16 protein-coding genes are annotated in these 20,655 nt (G+C 72.3%); 7 read left to right on the top strand and 9 right to left on the bottom strand.

All coding sequences use genetic code 11. The features are described from left to right. Positions 1–11: 11 nt before the first annotated feature. The 4 genes from Sri02f_RS08785 to Sri02f_RS08770 all read right to left on the bottom strand — a co-directional run bounded on the left by Sri02f_RS08785 (position 12) and on the right by Sri02f_RS08770 (position 4,677). Positions 12–2,456: a right-handed parallel beta-helix repeat-containing protein gene (locus tag Sri02f_RS08785; protein WP_109000537.1), complete on the bottom strand. Its 2,445-nt coding sequence runs from the start codon at positions 2,454–2,456 to the stop codon at positions 12–14. Positions 2,457–2,563: 107 nt separating this feature from the next. Next, the gene (locus Sri02f_RS08780) at positions 2,564–3,169 is read right to left on the bottom strand and encodes an Rv1733c family protein (RefSeq protein ID WP_109000536.1); all 606 of its coding nucleotides are present in this window, start codon (positions 3,167–3,169) and stop codon (positions 2,564–2,566) included. Positions 3,170–3,373: 204 nt separating this feature from the next. Then, complete coding sequence (locus tag Sri02f_RS08775) at positions 3,374–4,198, bottom strand: MOSC domain-containing protein (protein ID WP_109000535.1); 825 nt, start codon at positions 4,196–4,198, stop codon at positions 3,374–3,376. Between the two features lie 38 nt (positions 4,199–4,236). Next, a complete protein-coding gene (locus tag Sri02f_RS08770; protein WP_109000534.1) occupies positions 4,237–4,677 on the bottom strand; it encodes a DUF6643 family protein in 441 nt (146 codons plus the stop codon). 289 nt (positions 4,678–4,966) lie between these two features. Between Sri02f_RS08770 and Sri02f_RS08765 the strand changes: the two genes are divergently transcribed. After that, a complete protein-coding gene (locus Sri02f_RS08765; protein ID WP_507772815.1) occupies positions 4,967–6,289 on the top strand; it encodes a TerD family protein in 1,323 nt (440 codons plus the stop codon). Positions 6,290–6,314: 25 nt separating this feature from the next. On the opposite strand, the gene Sri02f_RS08760 is transcribed toward Sri02f_RS08765, so the two are convergent. Next, on the bottom strand, positions 6,315–7,478 hold the full coding sequence (locus Sri02f_RS08760; protein ID WP_174855627.1) for a glycosyltransferase: 1,164 nt from the start codon (positions 7,476–7,478) through the stop codon (positions 6,315–6,317). Between the two features lie 69 nt (positions 7,479–7,547). On the opposite strand from Sri02f_RS08760, the gene Sri02f_RS08755 reads away from it, so the two are divergent. Together Sri02f_RS08755 and Sri02f_RS08750 are read left to right on the top strand one after the other, a co-directional pair. Continuing rightward, positions 7,548–8,333, top strand: a complete 786-nt coding sequence (locus tag Sri02f_RS08755; RefSeq protein WP_174855612.1) for a glutamate racemase — start codon at positions 7,548–7,550, stop codon at positions 8,331–8,333. Positions 8,334–8,421: 88 nt separating this feature from the next. Next, positions 8,422–8,997, top strand: coding sequence for a hypothetical protein (locus tag Sri02f_RS08750; RefSeq protein WP_109000532.1), 576 nt, complete (start codon positions 8,422–8,424; stop codon positions 8,995–8,997). A 41-nt stretch (positions 8,998–9,038) separates the two neighbouring features. Here Sri02f_RS08750 and Sri02f_RS08745 read toward each other — a convergent pair whose 3' ends face one another. Continuing rightward, positions 9,039–10,109 (bottom strand): O-antigen ligase family protein, encoded by a 1,071-nt coding sequence (locus Sri02f_RS08745; RefSeq protein WP_109000531.1) that lies wholly within the window; start codon positions 10,107–10,109, stop codon positions 9,039–9,041. Between the two features lie 355 nt (positions 10,110–10,464). Between Sri02f_RS08745 and lnt the strand changes: the two genes are divergently transcribed. From lnt to Sri02f_RS08725, 4 genes are all read left to right on the top strand, one after another. Further along, a complete protein-coding gene (lnt, locus tag Sri02f_RS08740) occupies positions 10,465–12,075 on the top strand; it encodes an apolipoprotein N-acyltransferase (RefSeq protein ID WP_109000530.1) in 1,611 nt (536 codons plus the stop codon). A 26-nt stretch (positions 12,076–12,101) separates the two neighbouring features. Further along, positions 12,102–12,581 carry an NUDIX hydrolase gene (locus Sri02f_RS08735; RefSeq protein WP_109000529.1) on the top strand — a complete coding sequence of 160 codons (480 nt, stop codon included), beginning with the start codon at positions 12,102–12,104 and terminating at the stop codon, positions 12,579–12,581. A gap of 54 nt (positions 12,582–12,635) precedes the next feature. After that, the gene (locus tag Sri02f_RS08730) at positions 12,636–13,439 is read left to right on the top strand and encodes a 3-hydroxybutyrate dehydrogenase (RefSeq protein WP_109000528.1); all 804 of its coding nucleotides are present in this window, start codon (positions 12,636–12,638) and stop codon (positions 13,437–13,439) included. A 76-nt stretch (positions 13,440–13,515) separates the two neighbouring features. After that, positions 13,516–15,447 carry a helix-turn-helix domain-containing protein gene (locus tag Sri02f_RS08725; RefSeq protein ID WP_109000527.1) on the top strand — a complete coding sequence of 644 codons (1,932 nt, stop codon included), beginning with the start codon at positions 13,516–13,518 and terminating at the stop codon, positions 15,445–15,447. Positions 15,448–15,543: 96 nt separating this feature from the next. Here the strand turns inward: Sri02f_RS08725 and Sri02f_RS08720 are convergent, their stop codons facing one another. The 3 genes from Sri02f_RS08720 to Sri02f_RS08710 form a co-directional block, all read right to left on the bottom strand. Next, the gene (locus Sri02f_RS08720; RefSeq protein WP_109000526.1) at positions 15,544–16,929 is read right to left on the bottom strand and encodes an MFS transporter; all 1,386 of its coding nucleotides are present in this window, start codon (positions 16,927–16,929) and stop codon (positions 15,544–15,546) included. Between the two features lie 212 nt (positions 16,930–17,141). Then, positions 17,142–18,461 (bottom strand): MFS transporter, encoded by a 1,320-nt coding sequence (locus Sri02f_RS08715; protein WP_245970544.1) that lies wholly within the window; start codon positions 18,459–18,461, stop codon positions 17,142–17,144. A gap of 47 nt (positions 18,462–18,508) precedes the next feature. Next, positions 18,509–20,356: a RiPP maturation radical SAM C-methyltransferase gene (locus tag Sri02f_RS08710; RefSeq protein ID WP_281261886.1), complete on the bottom strand. Its 1,848-nt coding sequence runs from the start codon at positions 20,354–20,356 to the stop codon at positions 18,509–18,511. Positions 20,357–20,655: the final 299 nt, after the last annotated feature.

The raw sequence follows: 20,655 nt of genomic DNA, 5'->3' as shown, positions 1-20,655 counted from the left end.
GCGCGCGCCGGTCAGGGCAGCCGCGGCAGGTCCTCCGCGTAGAGCAGCGTCAGGTCGTCCTTGGTCGGCTCCTTGACCTGCGCGACCCGGCTCGCGTGCCGTTCCACCATCGCCTCGAAGGTCTGGCGGGCGGTGCGTCCATTGCCGAAGGCGGGACCCTTGGGGAGCTCCGTGAAGTACTTCAGCAGCGCGTCCGAGGTGCTGGGGCCGAGCCGGTACTCGTGCTCCTCGGCCTGCTGTTCCACGATCCGCAGCAGTTCGCCGGGGCCGTAGTCGCCGAAGGTGATGGTCCGTGAGAAACGGGACGCCACACCGGGGTTGACCGAAAAAAACCGCTCCATCTCCGCCGTGTAGCCCGCCACGATCACGACGACCGAGTCCCGGTGGTCCTCCATCAGCTTGACGAGGGTGTCGATGGCCTCCTTGCCGAAGTCCCGGCCGGCGTCCTCCGGCGACAGCGCGTACGCCTCGTCGATGAACAGCACCCCGCCGTGGGCCCGTTGGAAGGCCTCCTGGGTGCGGATCGCCGTGGAGCCGATGTGCTCGCCGACCAGGTCGACGCGGGACACCTCGACCAGGTGGCCCTTCTCCAGGACGTCGAGGGCGGCGAGGATCTCGCCGTAGAGACGCGCGACCGTCGTCTTGCCGGTTCCGGGGGAACCCGTGAAGACCAGATGCCGCTTGACGGACGCGGCCTTGAGCCCCGCCTGCTGACGGCGCCGACCCACCTCGATCATGTCGATGAGGGCGCGCACCTCGCGCTTGACGCTCTCCAGGCCCACCAGGGTGTCCAGTTCGCCGAGCACGTCCTTGGAGCTCCGCACCGGCGTTCCCGGCTCGCCCTCGGGCGCTTGCGGCTCCGGCGCGGTGACGCGCTGCCCGGGGATCATGCCGAGCAGCCCCGGCGACTGCGCGGTCGTCTGCACGGCCGTCTCCGGCGCCGGGAGGCCCGGTGCGCGCACACCCGCGCTCTCGTCGCTGGTGCAGTCCTCGACCACCGGCCCGGAACCGGACGCGGCGTCCGCCCCGGCGTCCGCGAACTCGTACCCGCCGCGGGCGCAGCGCTCCGTACGGCACTTGCGCAGCGTCGTACGACTGCCGTCTATCACGTGGAAGCCGTAGCCCCCGCTGTTGGTCACCCGGCAGTTCAGGAAGCTGCCCCGGCCGCCGGCCGACACATAGAACCCGGCCTCGGCGGGGGAGTCGACCGTGCAGCGCTCCACGGTGGGGTCCGCGCCCTTGGTGACGATCACGCCGGTCTGCGTGGCGTCCACCGTGCAGTCGGCGAGGGTGCCGCCGCTGCCGTGGTCGCGGAACCACGCGCCCGTCGCCGCGTCGCGGATCCGGCAGTCGTCGAGCTGGGCCGTCGCTCCGTCGCTCACCGAAACGGCCGTGTTGCGCACCTGGAAGAGGTCGCTGTCGACGACGTCCGCGCGTGAGCCGCGGTCGAGGACGAACAGGGCGTCCGGCACGTCGTGCACCCGGCAGGACTCCAGCACGGCGGTGGCGCCGTCGCTGACCCAGACGGCCGGGTAGTCGCCGGTGCTGTCGAAGATCTCGCACTGGTTGGCGTCCACGCGTGTGCCCGGATCCCACACCGACAGCCCGTTGCGGCCGAACTGACGCACCGTCGTGCGGGTCAGCGTCAGCACGGAGCGCGAGCGCAGGTCGACCGCGTTCTCCGGGATGTCGTGGATACGGCAGTCGGCCAGGGTGAGCACGGCGTCCGTGTCGAGGGTGACGCCGTCGGCGGTCGTGCGGTGCACATCGCAGTCGGTGAGGTGCGCGGTGGCCCGGGAGGCCACCTGGACGCCGCTTCCCCGGATCTCGTAGACCTCGCAGCCCACCGCCTCCAGCGCCGAGTTGTCGCCGGTCGCGCTGAGACCCGCGCCCGAGGCGTGGTGCACCCGGCAGCGTTCCAGCCGGGGATGGGCGCCCCCGCGGACGGCGACGCCGGCCTGGCCGGCCGCGACGATCTCGCACTCCTCGAAGACACCGCCGCCGCCGTCGACCACGGCGATGCCGATGCCGGCCGGGTTGTCGACGGTGCACCGCCGGACGGTCGGCCGGGCGCCGCCGCGCACCTCGATGCCGGCCGAGGACCGCGTGACGATCCGCAGGTCCAGCAGTTCCGGGGCGCCCTCCTCGACGAGCACCGCGGGCGCCGCCGCGTCCTGGCCCTCCACGTGCAGGTCCTGGAGCACCGCCGAGGCGCGCACGGTCAGCGGCACGCCGTCCGCGGGAGCCAGGCGCACGGAGCCGGGGGAGCCCTCGGGGCCGCGCAGGGTCACCGACCGCTGCACGACGAGGTTCTCCCGGTAGGTGCCGGGAGCGATGGTGAGGACGTCGCCCTCGGCCGCGGCCTCCAGGGCGGCGGCGAGCGATGCGTACTCACCCGTGCGGCGCCGCCACCGCGATGTGCCGGTGTGCGTCACCTGGACCGTGCCCTGTGCCATGGCGTTGCTGTGCCCCCACCTCGTGGTACGCGGGTTGATGCCGAATGGTTCGGCCGGACCACCGTAGCGTGCGCGCGGGTGGTGGGTTGACCAGAGACGGAAGGCCGTCAACTACCGGCGCCGGTGCGCCCCCAGTCCGGGCCCGCCCGGTCCCAGGCCTGGTCCCAACGGGCGTACCGGCGCCGGACCATGCGCCACACGATCATTCGCCGGCCGCCCTCGACGGCGCCCGCGAGGAGAAGGGCCGCGCCGAGACCGGCCAGCACGGCGTGCGTGGTCGCGGTGGCGGAGTCCAGCGGGCGGGCCACCGGACGGCCGTGCGCGTCCGTCCACATCCCGAAGCGGTCACCGCTGTGCGGCGTCTTGAGGCCCGACAGGACGGTGCCCTGCTCCGCGGTGCCGTCCGGAGCCGACCAGCGCGCGACGACCCGGGTGCGTATCTCCCGGCCGGTGACCGTCTCGGGGTCCGTCTCCAGCGGCGGGGCGGCCGCCTTGCGCACCACGATGGCCGTCACCTCGTGGCGGGACTCGTGCTGTTCGCGGACCGACCGCTGCAGGACGCCCTGCGCCGCACCGCCGACGAGAGAGCCCACCACGGGCGCGACGAGGCAGATCAGCAGCAGGGCGGACAGCGCCACCCAGGCCTCGGCCAGATCCGTGCCGCGGCGCAGCGGGTTGTGCCGCCAGCGCCAGATTCCGCCGATCGCTCGCACGTGCGCACCCCCTTCCCGCTCCGTGACGACCCCCCTCGGAGCCGCTCACGTGCGAGCCCGGTGAACGAGAGAGCGACATCACCAGGGCCCGGGACCTCTCATGGACTTCCCACGCCATCCCAACGCTCCGGAGCCGCGCAGTGGTTCCCGCGGATCGTCCGGCAGCCGACCGGGGCCGCGACTGCGCGACGACCGGCGCCGCGACTACGCGACGACGCGCACCGGATCGCCGACCCTGACCGTGCCGGGGGAGAGGGGGACCAGGTTCTGTCCGAAGACCAGCTTGCCGCCGAGGCGCCGGTGCCGGCCCAGGGTGGCCAGGGGCTCTTTGCCGCGATCCGCGGTGTCCTGGTCGGTGGTGGTCACCACACATCGTCCGCAGGGCTTGGCCACCCGGAACTCGACCTCGCCCACGAGCAGGCGCGACCAGTCGTCCTCGGCCCAGGGAGCGGTGCCCGCCACGACCAGGTTGGGCCGGAAACGGTTCATCGGCAGGGGTCCCTCACCGGGATGCCCGCCCTGTTCGATCAGGGCGTTGAGAGCGTCGAGGGAGGCGGTCGAGACGACCAGCAGCGGATAGCCGTCGGCGAAGGAGACGGTCTCGCCCGGCAGGGCGTACCCGGGATCGACCGGCCTGCGGATCGCCGGGTCGTCCATGTGCACCAGACGCACGTCGGCCCCGACGTGGGCGCTGCACCAGCGGTGCGCGTCGGCGTCGGCGAGCACGGCCTCCACCTTGTCGCCGAAGATCTCCATGGACACCGTGTCGACGGGCTCGGGCACCGGCACGGTCAGCGGTTCGAGACCGGGCGCGGACAGACGAACGCCGCCGCCGGGCACGAGCTCGGCGGCGGCCAGGGCGAGGTGCGGCTGCTGGCGTTGGGTGACGACCTTTCCCCCGTCGTCGATCAGCGCCCATCGTCGGTCTCCGGCCAGCCCCCAGGGCTCCACGACGGCCTCGCGGGGCGCCTGGCCCCGCAACGCCTTGACCGGATGGACGTGTATCGACAGCAGTTCCGCATTCCCCATGAGGTCATCCTGCCAGGCGGCGACGACCCCGGAACGGTTCAGTAACCCCGGTACTGCTGGTTGTTGTACGGGTCCTGGTACTGGGGCGTGGCCGGCCGGGGCGCGGCGGGACGCATCGCCTCGTAGCCGGCCGGGGCGGCGGGGCGCATCTGCTGCTGCGCCTGCGGTCCCGGATAGCCGCGCGGCGGCCCGGCCTGCGGCGGGATGTACGCCGCCGGGGCCTGCTGCAGCGGTGCGGGCTGCTGCGCCTGCGGATAGCCGTAGGAGCCGTAGGAGGCCTGGGAGGGCCCTGCCGGGAGGGCGGGCAGTGCCGAGGGGAGCGCGGGCAGATGGCTCGCGCCCATGTCGTACGCGGCGGGAACCCGGATCGGGGCGATCTGCGGGGTGCCCCGCTCGGCGACGAGCGAGTCGTAGATCGGGGTGTCCGGGAAGGAGGCGGAGTAGTAGCCGCCGCCATAGGTGGAGCGGGGGGAGGTCATGGCACATAAGTTAAGCCCACGATGTGCTGGTTGGGGAGACCGATAAGAGGGTTGATTTCCGTGTCGGCGGTGGCCTTGGATCCCCAATGCGAGCGAACTTGGCAAAAAAGGACGGCAAAAACGTCGTAGATCGTGTAAAGCCCGAGCTCCGAGCGGGTTACCCGCGGTCGGCGGGGGCCGTTCCCGTGCTCCTGATGGGCGTGCGTCGTCCCGCGCAATAGGTTGACGGGTAGACAACCCGAGAAGTGCCGGCGCGCCGCCCGGCGCCCGATTGACGATGGGGGCGTACATGTCCATGCCGAAGGGCTCCAATGCTCCGGTGCCGACCACGGCACTGCGGGTCGAGCTGGGCTGGCGCCAGGGACCGGGCTCTCCGGACGTGGACGCGTCGGCGCTGGTGCTCGTGGGCGGGAAAGTCCGTTCCGACTCCGACTTCGTCTTCTACACCCAGCCCGCCCATTCCTCCGGCGCGGTCCGTCACGAGGGCAAGCGCGACGTCGGCGGCCGGACGACCGACACCCTGCTCGTCGACCTCGCGCGCGTGGAGCCCGCCGTCGAGACCGTCGTCGTGGCCGCTTCGGCGGACGGCGGCTCGTTCGGCCAGGTCCCCGACCTCTACATCGAGGTGCGGGACGCCGCGCAGGGCACCGTCGTGGCACGCTTCGACAGCACCGGCGCCACGGTCGAGACGGCCTTCGTGCTCGGCGAGTTCTACCGCCGCCAGGGCGCCTGGAAGTTCCGGGCGGTCGGCCAGGGGTACGGCAGCGGCCTCGAGGGACTGGCCACGGACTTCGGCATCACCGTCGACGAGCCGCAGCGGTCCGCGACGCCCGCCCCGCCCGTGCCGCACACCCCGGCCTCTCCTGCCGCGCCGCCCTTTCCCCCGCCGCCGACCCTGCCCGCCTTCCCGGCCACGGTCCCCCCGCCCGTCCACCAGGCCCCGCCTCCGCCGCCGGTCCCGCCCGCCGCGCCGGTACGGCTGACCAAGGTGACGCTCACCAAGGCCGCCCCCTCGGTGTCGCTGACCAAGCAGGGCGGCACCTCCGGCGCCCTGCGCGTCAACCTCAACTGGGAGGTGCGCAAGCAGTTCTCGGGGTGGGGCGCCAAGCGCGGCCGTGCAATCGCCCTGCACAACGACCTCGACCTCGACCTGTGCGCCCTGTTCGAGCTCGCCGACGGCCGCAAGGGCGTCGTCCAGGCCCTCGGCAACTCCTTCGGCTCACTGCACCAGCCGCCGTACATCCACCTCGACGGCGACGACCGCACGGGCGCGGTGTCGAGCGGCGAGAACCTCACCGTCAACCTCGACCGCAGGAACGACTTCCGGCGCATCCTGGTGTTCGTCACCATCTACGAGGGCGCCCGCTCCTTCGCCGACCTGCACGCCACGGTCACGCTCCAACCCCAGTACGGCGCACCGGTCGACTTCTCGCTCGACGAGTGCACGGTCCCCTCCACCGTCTGCGCCCTCGCGCTCATCACCAACCAGGGCGGCGACCTCGTCGTCCAGCGCGAGGCCCGCTACCTCGTGCCGGAGCGCGGCGTGAGCCCGCAGCGGACCCTCGACCACGCCTACGGGTGGGGCATGAACTGGACGCCGGGCCGCAAATAGCGCCGGCCGCGCGCCCGCGAAGGAGTCAGCCCTCGTCGGCGACGGCGTCCGGACGGGCATAGGTGCGGCCCTTCCAGGCCGCACCGCGCCCCCGGTAGTGCTGCACCGCGGAGTCGACCGTCATCAGCAGGTAGAGGAACGCGGTGAACGGCAGCAGGGGAGCGAGCCACAGCGGCTGCCGGTGGTAGCGGAGCATCGGCAGGTACGTCCCCGTCATGACCAGCCACGCCAGACCGCCGCACACGGCGGTCGGCGCACTGCCGACGGCGAGCCCCCACCCCAGGGTGAGCGGCGGTGCCAGATACACCAGCGCGAGGCCGAGCACCGTGCCGGCCAGCAGCAGCGGCTGATGCCGCAGTTGCGCGTAGGCGCTGCGGGAGACCATCCGCCACAGGTCGTGCAGCCGTGGGTACGGGCGCACGCTGTCCACGCGGTCGGCCAGTCCCAGCCAGATGCGACCGCCGCCGCCCTTCACGGTCCGGGCGAGCGCCACGTCGTCGATGACGGCGTGCCGGATCGCGTCGGGGATCCGCGCCCGCTCGGCCGCGTCGCTGCGCAGCAGGACGCAGCCGCCCGCCGCGGCCGCCGTGCGCGATCCCTGCCGGCCGATCCGGCGGAAGGGGTAGAGCTGCGCGAAGAAGTAGACGAAGGCCGGTACCACCAGCCGCTCCCACAGGCTCTCCACCCGCAGCCGCGCCATCTGGGAGACGACGTCGAAGCCCCCGGTGTCCGCCGCCGCCACCAGCTCCCGCAGGCTGTCGGGCGCGTGCGCGATGTCGGCGTCCGTGAGGAGGAGGTACTCGGGCTCACGCGCGCGTGCCAGCGCGATCCCATGACGCACCGCCCACAGCTTCCCGGTCCAGCCCGCGGGCGGTTCGCCGGGCGAGTCCACGGTCAGCGGGAGGCCGCCGTGCCGCCGGGCGAGGGTCCGTGCCAGTTCTGCGGTTCCGTCGCCGCTGCCGTCGTCGACGAGGAAGACCTCGGCGCGGCCCGGATAGTCCTGCGCGAGCAGCGTGGGCAGACTGGCGGGCAGCACGGCCGCCTCGTCGCGAGCGGGCACGACCACGCAGACGGAGGGCCATCGTCGCGGCGGCGTGCGCGCGGGCAGCCTGACATCCGTACGCCAGAAGAAGCCCTGACAGAGCAACAGCCACAGCCACGCGGCCAGGGACACGGCGGCGATCCACACGACGGTGCTCACGCGCGCAGTCTGCCCCACCGGGCCGGGCCGCACGGGCACATCGTCTATGGTGGCCGGGTGAAGATCGCGCTCATGGACTCCGGAATCGGCCTGCTGGCGGCCACCGCCGCGGTACGACGTCTGCGGCCCGACGCCGATCTCGTGCTCTCCCTCGACCCCGACGGCATGCCCTGGGGGCCGCGCACCCCGCAGGATCTCACCGAGCGGGCGGTGGCCGTCGCCGAGGCCGCCGCGGCCCACCGGCCCGACGCCCTCATCGTCGGCTGCAACACGGCGACCGTGCACGCCCTGCCGGCCCTGCGCGCCCTGCTCGAACCCGCTGTCCCGGTGATCGGGACCGTCCCCGCGATCAAGCCCGCGGCGGCCGGCGGCGGACCGGTCGCCATCTGGGCCACCCCCGCCACCACGGGCAGCCCCTACCAGCGGGGTCTGATCGAGGACTTCGCCGACGGCGTCGCCGTGGCCGAGGTGCCCTGCTGGGGGCTCGCCGAGGCGGTGGAGCACGCGGACGAGGCGGCGATCGACGCCGCGGTCGCCGCGGCGGCCGCCCTCACCCCCGACGAGGTGACGACCGTCGTCCTGGGCTGCACCCATTACGAGCTGGTCGCCGACCGCATCCGTGCCGCCGTGCGCCGTCCCGGCCGTCCGGCGCCGGTCCTGCACGGCTCCGCCGACGCCGTGGCCGCGCAGGCCCTGCGCAGGATCGGCGCCCGCCCCGAGCCCGGGACGACGGCGCTCGGCGCCGTGACCGTCATCCTCAGCGGCCGCCCCGGCGGTCTCCCCGCGCCCGCCCTGGCCTACGCCGAAGGCCGCCTGCTCCAGGCCGTCGCCCCCGCCCGGTGATCGGACCGCCCGGGCGGTCCGCCCGGGCGGAGCAGTCACTCTGCGCCACGAGGTACCGGCGCAGCGAAACCTGAGTAACCTCATGGATATGAGGGACCACCCCCACGACGAGAGCGCCCCGCTTCCCGACGTCCCGCATCGCGACGTGCCCCGTCCCGACGTCTGGACAGGCCGCGCCACCAACCGCTTCCAGTGGCTGCTCGCCCTCGTCGGAGCCGCCTGTACGGGGCTCGGCGTCGAGCTCGCCGTCGACTCCGCGTGGACGTCCGGCATCGCTCCCCTCGCCATGTCCGTCGTCGGCTGCATCGCCGCCGGTCTGCTGGTCCTCTTCGGCACCCTCGCCTTCGTCCACGTCGACCTCAAGCTCGACGGGGAGTGCCTCGAAGTGCGCTGCGGCCACATCGGCCTGCCCCGCCGCCGCATCCCGCTGGCGCATGTCGCCGGCGCCGACTTCGACCCTCTCGTCACCCCGCGCCACTGGGGAGGGTGGGGCTATCGCTGGCGGCCGGAGAAGGGGACCGCGGTCGTCGTGCGCCGGGGCGAGGGAGTGGTGCTGCGGCTCTGGGACGGACACACGTTCACGATCACCGTGGACGACGCGGAATCGGCCGTCCGCGTCATCAGGGACCGGCTGCGCACGGGCGCCGCGGGCGCGGCGCACTGAGGCCCGCGCGCGGCAGACCCTCCTCAGGCGGCAGACCCTCCTCAGGCGGCCGGGCGGCCGCCGTACAGGTCACGCGCGGACCGCGACGAAGCGTCGTCGGACGCCCCGGACGCCGGGGGTTCCACGGCGAGCGGTCGGGCCGTGGCCAGACCGGCCAGCAGTCCCGCTCCCACCGTCACCGTGGTGAAGCTCAGCGCGTTGCCGGTCGTGGCGACGGCGGCGAGAGCGGTGAGCGCGACGCCCGCGGTGAGGACGACCGGCGTGGGGCGCGACGCACGCCACAGGGCGAACAGCACCCAGCAGAAGACCGCGGCGAGCAGCAGCACACCGACGACGCCCTGCTCCGCCGCCAGTTGCAGCGGCGCCGAGTGCGGCTTGCCGTCGGACGGCGTCGACCGGGCGGCCGCCTCGCTCAGCTCCCCGAAACGCCCCGGACCCACGCCGAGGCCGCTCTCGCGGTGGGCCATGCCCAGAGCGTCCCGCCACAGATCGACCCGCCGCGGCGTCAGCCGGTCCCGTACGGCGTCGGCGAGGCCCCCCGGCAGTGCGTTCCCGGCGACCGCCCAGGTCAAACCGGTCACCAGGGCGGCGACGACCGCCAGACCCACGAGCGCCGGTCCCCGGCGCGGCGCACGGCCGGCGGCCGGCGAGCACAGCAGCACGGCGCAACAGGCCACCACGGCCGCCGTCGACCCCAGCAGCGCGCCCGTGATCGCCACACCCCCGGCGAGCAGCCACAACGCGAGCCGCAGCCCCGGTATGGGCGTCGTCCAGGCGGCGCAGCACGCGGCGCCCGTCGACAGGATCAGCACCGCGGCGGTGGCGCCGGCATGGCCCAGCGGCGCGACGATCTCCGGCCCCGGGCCGAGCCGGGGCAGGGCCACGGCCAGCGCGAGCCCGGCCAGCGCTGCGGCGCACGGCGCGGCGACCGGCATCAGCACGCCGAGGATCCGCCCCGCCGCGTACCCGGCGGCCAGCGCCAGCACCGCGAGCAGCACACCGGGGCGTGCGTCGTGCACGGCGGCGGTGACCAGGGACCAGACGGCGCAGCCCGCCAGGACACCCACGCCCACCGCGTCCACAACGTTTCGTCTGTCCCCGTCCGCGGGCATCCCGGCAGACGTCGTCCCTGTGGAACCCACCCCGCCCCCGAACCCGGTCGCCCCCCGACCGTGAGCCTGAAACCCGTGACGGACCTGAACCGTGACGGACCCCGGCCGCTCGCGCGCGACCGGAGCTCTGCCACACCGTAACGGCTGATGGGCGGTTTGTGGATGACTTGCGCCGGGTTGTACGACCCGCCCCGGCGCGCCCAGCGCACGCCCGGCGGTCGGGGAGCGGTCGGACGGGAGGCCGGAGGGGGCACGGGAAGCGCGGCATGCGAGGCCGGACGAGGACGCGGGGCCGGGCGGTCCGCCCCTCAGACCGCGCTGTCGGCCGAAAGGTGACCCGCCGTACACTCCCGGAGTGACCGTCACCGCAACTTCCGTGGGCCAGCCGGACCAGCTGGAGCCTCCCACCGCGCCCCCCACGCGCGGCGCCCGGCTCCTGCGTCTCGTCCCGGCCGCCGCAGCGGCGCTCTCCGGAGTGCTGCTCTACGTCAGCTTCCCGCCGCGCACCCTGTGGTGGCTGGCGCTGCCGGCCTTCGCCGTCCTCGGCTGGGTACTGCGCGGACGCGGCTGGAAGGCGGCCTTCGGCCTGGGCTACCTCTTCGGCCTCGGTTTCCTGCTGCCGCTGCTGGTGTGGACCGGTGTGGAGGTCGGACCCGGACCCTGGCTCGCCCTGGTGGCCATCGAGGCGGTCTTCGTCGCCTTGGTCGGCGTGGGCGTCGCCGCCGTCTCCAAGCTCCCGGCCTGGCCGCTCTGGGCGGCGGCGCTCTGGATCGCGGGCGAGGCGGCACGCGCGCGTGCGCCGTTCGGCGGCTTCCCCTGGGGCAAGATCGCCTTCGGCCAGGCCGACGGCGTCTTCCTGCCCCTCGCCGCGCTCGGCGGCACCCCGGTGCTCGGCTTCGCGGTCGTCCTGTGCGGGTTCGGCCTCTACGAGATCGTGCGTCTCGTCCTGGACCGGCGGCGCACGGGCGAGCTGCGGCGGTCGGCGGCCGCGGTCGCCCTGCTCAGCATGGCCGTCCCCGTCGTCGCGGCCGTGGCCGCACGCACGCTGGTCAGCGACAAGGCCGAGGACGGCACCGCGACGGTCGCCCTCATCCAGGGCAACGTCCCCCGGCTCGGCCTGGAGTTCAACGCCCAGCGCCGGGCCGTGCTCGACTACCACGCGCGCGAGACCGAGCGACTGGCCGCCGAGGTCGCGGCGGGCAAGAAGGCCCGGCCCGACTTCGTGCTGTGGCCCGAGAACTCCTCCGACATCGACCCCTTCGCCAACGCCGACGCCGCCGTCGTCATCGACCGGGCGGCCAAGGCGATCGGCGTTCCCGTCTCGGTCGGCGGAGTCGTCGAACGCGACGGAAAGCTCTACAACGAGCAGATCCTGTGGGACGCGGTCAAGGGGCCCACCCAGACCTACGACAAGCGCCAGGTCCAGCCGTTCGGCGAATACCTGCCGATGCGCTCCCTCATCGGAGCGATCAACAGCGACTGGACGTCGATGGTCCGCCAGGACTTCAGCCGGGGCACCAAGCCGGGCGTCTTCGACATGGACCGGGCCAAGGTCGGCCTGGTCACCTGCTACGAGGCCGCGTTCGACTGGGCCGTCCGCTCCGAGGTCACCGACGGCGCCCAGCTCATCTCCGTGCCCAGCAACAACGCCACCTTCGACCGCAGCGAGATGACCTACCAGCAGCTCGCCATGTCCCGCGTCCGCGCGGTGGAGCACAGCCGGACCGTCACGGTGCCCGTGACCAGCGGGGTCAGCGCGATCATCATGCCCGACGGGAGGATCACCCAGAAGACCGGCATGTTCGTCGCGGACTCCCTGGTGCAGAAGGTGCCGCTGCGCTCATCGGAGACGCCGGCCACCAAGCTCGGGACCGCGCCCGAGGTACTCCTGGTGCTCGTCGCGGCGGGCGGTCTGGGATGGGCGATCGGCGTCGGCGTGCGGGCCCGGCGGAACACGACGAGCTGATCGGCCCGCCCGGTTAGGGTCGGGCCATGCCGATTCCTGACTTCATCACCGAGATACGGGCCTCCGCCGGCCATCACCTGCTCTGGCTTCCCGGCGTCAGCGCCGTCGTCTTCGACGACGAGGGGCGGGTCCTGCTGGGCCAGCGCGCCGACAACCGTCAGTGGACCGTGATCAGCGGCATCCCGGACCCCGGCGAGCAGCCCGCCGACTGCGCGGTCCGGGAGGTCTACGAGGAGGCGGGCGTGCACTGCGTCCCCGAGCGCGTCGTCCTGGTGCGCGCGGGGAGGCCCGTGGAGTTCCCGAACGGCGACCAGTGCCAGTTCATGGACGTCACCTTCCGCTGCCGGGCCGTCGGGGGCGAGGCCCGCGTCAACGACGACGAGTCCGTCGCCGTGGGCTGGTTCGAGCTGGACGCCCTGCCGCCGATGCAGGAGCGGCAGCTGTTCCGCATCAAGCAGGCGCTCGCCGACCAACCCACATGGTTCGAGACCACGACTTCCGAGTGAACTATGGGCGGTGACCACATGGGGCGGCGATCGAGCTCTGCCTAGGGTCGAAGCATGACTTCGCCCCAGGTCGCCGCCCTCGGTCCCGTCGCACCCCCGCTCGACCTCGGAGGTCGCACCGCCCTCGTCACCGGCGCCGCCGGCGGCATCGGACGCGCCTGCGCGGTGCGGCTCGCGGCAGCCGGCGCGAAGGTACGGGCCGTCGACCGGGACGAGGCCGGTCTGGAGAGGCTCACCGAGAGCGCCGTCGGACTGCCCGGCTCGGTCGAGCCCTACGTCCTGGACCTCACCGACCTGGACGCCGCAGAGCAGGCCGCCGCCGGGACGGACGTCCTGGTCAACAACGCCGGACTGCAGCGGGTGGCCCCCTTGGAGGACTTCCCGCCGGACGTCTTCCACACGGTGCTCACCGTGATGCTGGAGGCGCCCTTCCGGCTCATCCGCGGCGCCCTGCCCCACATGTACGGACAGGGCTGGGGACGCATCGTCAACGTGTCGTCCGTCCACGGGCTCCGGGCCTCCGCCTACAAGTCGGCGTACGTGGCGGCCAAGCACGGACTCGAGGGGCTGTCCAAGACCGCCGCTCTCGAAGGCGCGCCGCACGGCGTGACCTCCAACTGCGTCAACCCCGCCTATGTGCGCACCCCCCTCGTCGAACGGCAGCTCGCCGACCAGGCGCGGACGCACGGCATCCCCGAGGAACGCGTCCTGGCCGAGATCCTTCTGCGCGACAGCGCCGTCAAACGGCTCATCGAACCGGAGGAGGTCGCCGAGGCCGTCGCCTACCTGTGCGGTCCCGGGGCCTCCTTCGTCACGGGAGCCTCACTGGCCCTGGACGGCGGCTGGACGGCGCACTGAGCGGTCCGGCCGACCACGCCGGCGGAGTCTTCCACAGGGCTGACGGGCCGGCCGGGTGATGAGGAATCCTGTGAACATGTCCCGCGATCACCTGCACGGCGCCGTCACGGCCCCCGGCACCGCAGCCCACGACGCCGACGCGCCGTTCCTGGAACTGCTCGCGCGCGGCGCGGCCGCCGAGGCCTACGACCGGCCCGCGCTGCTCGCCCGCGCCGAGGGACGGTCGGACGAGCGGATCGCGGCACTCGAACACGCCCGGCTGCTCGCGCTGCGGGTCCGCGCGGAACTGGAGGGCCGGCGCCGCCGGGAGGCCGAGCTGTCGGCGCTCTTCGAGACGGCCCACGACCTCGCCGGCCTGCGCGACGTGGACGCCGTCCTGCAGGCGATCGTGCAGCGGGCCCGCTCCCTGCTCGGCACCGACATCGCCTACCTCAGCCTCAACGACCCGGCCAGGGGCGACACCTACATGCGGGTCACCGAAGGCTCCGTCGCGGCCCGCTTCCAGCAGTTGCGCCTCGGGATGGGGGAGGGGCTCGGCGGACTGGTCGCCCAGACGGCCCGTCCGTACGTCACCGACGACTACTTCCGTGACGACCGCTTCCGGCACACGGCGGCCATCGACGCGGGCGTGCGCGACGAGGGGCTGGTGGCGATCCTCGGCGTGCCGCTCACGCTGGGACCGAACGTCATCGGGGTGCTGTTCGCCGCCGACCGGCGCGCCCGGGTCTTCGAACGGGAGCAGATCGCCCTGCTGGGCTCCTTCGCGGCGCTCGCCGCGGCCGCCATCGACACCGCCAACCTGCTCACCGAGACTCGCTCGGCGCTGGCCGGCCTGGAGCGCGCCAACGAGATCATCCGGGACCGCAGCGCCGTCATCGAGCGCGCCTCCGACGTCCACGACCGGCTGGCCGAACTGGTCCTGCGCGGCGGCGGGGTCCACGATGTTGCCGCCGCGGTGTCCCAAGTACTGGACGGCGCGGTGGAGTTCACGGACACCGCACCGGCCGACGCCCTGGAGGCGTCCCGCGTGGAGGGCCATGCCGTACGCCACCGGGACGACTGGGTCGCGGCCGTGGCGGCCGGCGGGGAACTGCTCGGCGCCCTGGTCCTGCACGGCCACCCGGGACTCGATCCGGTCGACCAGCTGACGCTGGAACGCGCCGCGATGGTGACCTCGTTGTTGCTGCTGGCCAGACGCTCCGCGGCAGAGGCCGAACAGCGCGTGCGCGGCGAACTCCTCGACGACCTGCTCGACGCCCGCGACCGCGACCCGCGCCTGCTGCGCGAACGCGCCGCACGGCTGAGCGCGGACCTCGACGCGACCCACGTCGTGCTCGCCGCCCGCCTCGACGCCGTCGCGCCCGACGCCGACCACGAGGCGGCCGCCCGCCGCCGCCTGTGGGCCGCCGCCTCCCACCTGGCCGCCACCCGGCACGGCCTCGCCGCCGCCCGCGACGGCGGCACCGTGCTGCTGCTGCCCCTGGAAGCCGGCGACAGTGCGACGGAACTGGCCCGCCGTACCGCGCTGCAGCTGGGCGGCGCCGTCCACGAGACCGTCACGGTGGGCGCGTCCGGCCCGGTGCGTGACCTCGCCGCGGCGCCGGACGCGGCGGTCGCCGGGTACGAGGAGGGCCGCCGGTGCCTGGACGCTCTGAGACTGCTGGGCCGCCGTGGTGACGGGGCCGCCGCCGAGGACTTCGGCTTTCTCGGACTCCTGCTGGCCGGCGAGCGGGATGTGACGGGCTTCGTGGCCCGCACCATAGGCAAGGTCGTCGCCTACGACGAACGGCGCGGCACCGACCTGCTGCGCACCCTCGAAGCGTACTTCGCCTCCGGCATGAGCCCGGCCCGCACCAAGGACGCACTCCACGTCCACGTCAACACGGTGGCCCAGCGCTTGGACCGCGTCGGTCGCCTCCTGGGCGACGACTGGCAGAGCCCGGCACGCGCCCTGGAGATCCAACTGGCCCTGCGACTGCACCGGTTGGCGGATCCGCCCCGGCCCTGACCGTCGGACGGACGCCATCCGCCCCGAGGCCGCCGACACACGCGCTCCCGCCCTCGTCGCCCGCGCTCCCGTCGCCCCGGCCCCCGTCGGACGGGATCAGACGGCGCGCGCGTCCGCGGCGGGAGCCTGCTCGGCCTGCTGTTCCGTGGCGGCCTCGACGTCGGCCAGATCGCGGTGCCGTGTCTCCTTGGCGACTCCCACGGCCACGATCGTCAACAGGGCCGCGGCGATCACGTACAGGGCGATCGGCGTGGAACTGTCGTAGTCGGCGAGCAGGGCGGTGGCGATGAGCGGGGCCGGGGCGCCCGCCGCGACCGAGGCGAACTGAGCGCCGATCGACGCGCCCGAGTACCGCATGCGGGTGGCGAACATCTCGGAGAAGAACGCGGCCTGGGGCGCGTACATCGCCCCGTGCAGGACCAGGCCCACGGTCACGGCGAGCACGAGGCTGCCGAAGTCGCCCGTGTCGACGAGCGAGAAGAAGGGGAACATCCAGAGCCCGATGCCGACCGCCCCGAACAGGTACACGGGCCGTCGCCCGATCCGGTCGGACAGTGCGCCCCAGGCGGGGATCACCGCGAAGTGCACGGCGGACGCCACGAGCACGGCGTTGAGCGCGGTCTGCTTGGAGACGCCGGCCGAGGTGGTCGCGTACACGAGGATGAACGCGGTGATGACGTAGTAGGAGATGTTCTCCGCCATGCGCGCGCCCATCGCCACCAGCACGTCACGCCAGTGGTACCGCAGCACGGACACCAGCGGCAGCTGCTCGGCGTCCGCCGTCCGCGCCGCCCTGCGAGCCTCGGCCTGAGCCAGCGCCCGCCGGAACACCGGCGATTCGTCGACGGACAGCCGGATCCACAGGCCGACGATCACGAGCACCCCGGAGAGCAGGAAGGGGATCCGCCAGCCCCAGGACGCGAACGCTGCGTCCGAGAGCACGGCGGTCAGCAGGGAGAGCACGCCGGTGGCGAGCAACTGCCCCGCGGGCGCGCCGGTCTGGGGCCAGGATGCCCAGAACCCGCGCCGCCGCGCGTCTCCGTGCTCGGACACCAGGAGAACGGCCCCGCCCCACTCGCCGCCGAGCGCGAAGCCCTGGATCAGCCGCAGCGTGGTCAGCAGCACCGGCGCGGCGGCCCCGACGGTCGCATGGGTCGGCAGCAGCCCGATCGCGAAGGTCGCCCCACCCATCAACAGCAGGCTCAGCACCAGGAGTTTCTTGCGCCCGAGCCGGTCCCCGTAGTGCCCGAAGACGAGCGCTCCAAGGGGCCGCGCGGCGAACCCGACGGCGTAGGTCAGGAACGACAGGAGCGTCCCGACGAGCGGATCCGAGTCCGGGAAGAACAGCTTGTTGAAGACGAGGGCGGCGGCGGAGCCGTAGAGGAAGAAGTCGTACCACTCGATGGTGGTCCCGATGAGGGACGCGGCGACGATGCGCTTGAGGCTGGCGGGGGGTAGGGGAGCGGATGCTGCGGAGGCCATGTGCGCCACTTCCTCGTGTGCGTGGGAACGTGTGGGTGTCGGCACACCGTAGAAACACGCAGGTCAGACGCACATGTGGTGGGGCGACATAGTTCGAGGGTCGGCTATGCGTGCGGCCACCATGTCGAGGGGACGCCGCCCAGGCCGCGGGCGATAGGCGAGCGTCGTTCAGCGCTGACCGCTGCGTCCTGTCGGTCTTACGGAGGCGAAGGTCATCTGCGGGGAGCTGACCGAGGACGGGGGCGTGGGGCCGCCGGCTGTTCCGCACCCATGCGCAGCAGGGGCCCGCCGCTGATCGCCGTGAGGGCGAGGATGCCGACTCCCGACACCAGGATCGGGACGTTGACCTCCGTGTACTTGGCGACGACGCCGGCGGTGATCGCGCCGAACGGCGAGACGCACACCGACAGCAGACGGAACGCCCCGTTCACGCGGCCCAGGATGTCCGTCGGGATGGTGGTCTGCCGGAACGCGGTGATCAGTGTCTGCCAGGTGGCGATGCCGAATCCGACGGCTGCGAACGCGACGGCGGCGACGATGGACACGCGGGTGCCGCCGAGGAGCAGGCAGGAGACGCCCATGATGGCGAGAGCGGCCACGGCGCCGGGGAGGACGCCGATTCTCCGCCGCACCCAGTCGCTGCCCAGCCCGCCGACGACCCCGCCGAGCGCGTTGGCGGCGAGGAAGAATCCGTACGCACTCTCCGGCAGGTGCAGCCACTGGACGACGTAGAGGACCATGAGGACGCCGAGGCTCATGGTGAAGAAGTTCAGCGTGCCGAGCACCAGGGCCAGCCGCATCAGCAGGGGGTCCGCGCGCAGGTAGCTGAGGCCCTCGCGGACCATCGGCCACCAGCCGGTCCGCGGCCCGCTCGGATCGGTCCGCAGCGTCCGAAGGAACGGGAACAGCAGCAGCATCACCCCGAGCAGGAACGAGGCGCCGTCGAGGAGGAAGGGAGCCGCAGCGGTGAGGGCGAACAGCACACCGCCCAGCGGCTGCCCGATGCTGTCACGCAGCACCACCTGCACCGCGTGCAGCCGGCCGTTGGCCGTCGTCATCCGCTCTGCCGGCACGACCTTCGGCAGGAAGGCCTGGGCCGTGACCAGGAAGACGGACTCGCCCATGCCGAGCACCGCCGCCGCGATGTACACGAAGACGAGACTGAGCGTGTCGGTCAGGACGCCAAGGGCGATCAGCCCGACGACGGCGAACCGGCACACATCGATCGCGATGAGCAGGGCCCGCCGGTCGAAGATGTCCGCCCACACCCCGCCGATCGGCGCCATCATCATCCCGAGGGCGGTCACGATGGTGGTCAGCGACAAGAGCACCGGGTTGTCGGTGAACGAGAAGGCCAGCAGGGGTAACGCCGCGTTGCGTACACCGTCCCCCAGTGCGGAGACGGCGCTGGCCAGCCAGAGGCGGCCGAAGTGGGGCCAGGTCTCGTCGCCCACCGGTGTCGGAGCCGGCGACGCGACGTCGGCCCTCGGTACGGCGCGCTCCGGCCCGCCCGTGCTGTTCACTTCCGCCACCCTCGCTCCATGTGTCCTCAGGACTTCTCTTCACACCGGATCCCCGGCTATGAGGCGGCTTCCACACCCGTGACCAGGCTGAGGAACCGCCCGTCCTCCTCGAACAGGATGCGGTGGCGCCGCAGCAGGTCAAGCATCTCGCTCAGTTCGGTTTCCGACATCCCGTCCGGCGTGGTCAGCTGGTCCAAACGCCTGGGCGCGTTCAGCGCCCGCAGCAGGGACATCATGTGCGCGTCGACGGGAATCCGCTGCGCCGTGCCGAGGCGGGTGTCCTCGATGAAGGTCTTGTCACCGTCCTGCACGAGCGCCAGCCGGGGGCGCTCGGCGCCATCCCAGCGGGCCTGCCAGTCGGCCACCACACGCTGGAGGGTGGGGTACCACTTCAGCGCCGTCACGGCGTACGGGGCGGGGCCGTGGTCGGAGAAGAAGTAGGCCAGCTGATCCAGTTGCTGCGGCTCGAAGGGAAAGACCAGCGGGTAGAAGTCCATCGGGCGCAGGTCGAGGCCGTAGTCGAGCCGCTGGTTGAAGTAGGGGCTGAAGCGGTCGAAGCGGATGAAGAAGGCTCCGGTCGGCGGCGTGAGGTGCACCAGGGCGGGGAAGTCCCGCTCGTATTTGGAGTACATCTCCTCGGGCTCCTGGGGTGCGCCGACCAGCAGGTTCCATTCCGGATGGACCCCGTACTGCAGGCAGAGCTTCATGAACTGCAGACTCTGGAAGGCCGTGGTGCCCTTGCCCAGCTGCTTCAGCATCTGGCTGTTGACGGCCTCGATGCCTGCCTGCACCCGGTTCACCCGGGCCTTGGCGAGCGCCTGCATGTGGGGCACGCTGACCGGAACCTTGATCTCGTAGAAGACGGACGCGTCGTCCGGGGCGTCGATCCTCGGGAAGACCTCGGTCGGGTAGTTGCGCGGCAGGATGTAGTCGGTGCACATGTAGTTCTTGAACTCCGGGTGGAACGAGAAGAGCCACTCGAACTGGCGCACCGCCAGATCGGGGTCCATCTGCCGGAATCCGATGGTCTCGTCGTTCAGTCCGCAGAACGTGCAGTGGCTGCGCGCACCCCACCAGCAGCCTCGCGAGGTTTCGAAGAACAGCGTGGGTTCGAGCTTCCCCTCTGCCACGACCTCCTCGGCGTTCCGCATGGCGGCGACGAAGCCGTCGTAGTCGAGTGGTACGTAGTCGTTGATGTCCCGGTCCCGGCCGACGCCCATGCGGACCTGCGGGAGCATGCAGTTCGCGCGGCTGATGACGCCCTGGATCTGGGGCATGTCGGTTTTCCGGCCGGCCAGCAGGTGGTCGAGGAACTGCCCGAAGCTCACCAGGCTGGGCCCCGAGAAGACGTAGTCCAGGCACGGCACTTCGGCCGCCAGGACGGCACCCATGGTGGTCTCGACGTTCGACCCGCCGAGCAGGATCACCGCCTCGGGGTTCCGGTCCTTAATCATCTTTGCGAGGGCGATGGCCGGCACGGTCTGCGCGAACATCGTGGTGAGTCCGACGACGTCCGCGGAAGCAAGGTCGTAGCGGTCGATGAGCCCGGCCAGGAACGCTTCGATGCCCTCGCGTCGCTGTTTGAGGTCCTCCCGGAAGGATTCCCATGCGGGCTCGCGGTAGAACCGGCCGAAGTAGCTCTCGGAGTTGTCGGGCTCGTCCGGGAAAGCGATGTGCCGGAAGAGCCACTCTCCCACGCCGCTGTAGAGGTGCGTCATGTCGCCGGATATCGCCTCGTAGGTGTCGACGCCGAAATACTTGGCGAAATCGACATTGAGGTAGTGCACCTCGGCGGTGGCCCGTTCCGTGTATTCCTTGCCGATCAGGCCGGCGAGTTGGCTCAGCGCGAACGACGGACGGTTCCAGTCGGCGAAAGGCATGTTGACGAAAGCAACGCGAAGCACAGGGAAACCTCTCGGAAAGGGGGGTGGCTCTCGAGTGATGCTCCAGATGAGGTGCGGGGAAGTCACCCGAATTCGGGTACGCTAAAACCAGCCACCGGTTGCCCCTTCCCCCCGTTAAGCCGAACGCCTGCTTGAGGCTATGCACACCGGCTCGTTCCGGTCAAGTCTCTTCATGGGCAGGATAGTTGGCCGAAAACCGATGTACCGCAGGAGGGTCCGATCAGGTCTTCGTTCCCGAGCCCGCGGAATTCGCTAGTGTGTTCCCGCGCGTTGCGACTTCGTGACGTACGATGTGCCTC

The sequence above is a fragment of the Streptomyces rishiriensis genome (assembly GCF_003112535.1).
Classification (GTDB): domain Bacteria; phylum Actinomycetota; class Actinomycetes; order Streptomycetales; family Streptomycetaceae; genus Streptomyces; species Streptomyces rishiriensis.
The sequence above is the reverse complement of the archived record's forward strand: the minus strand, read 5'-3'. Positions and strand labels throughout refer to the sequence as shown.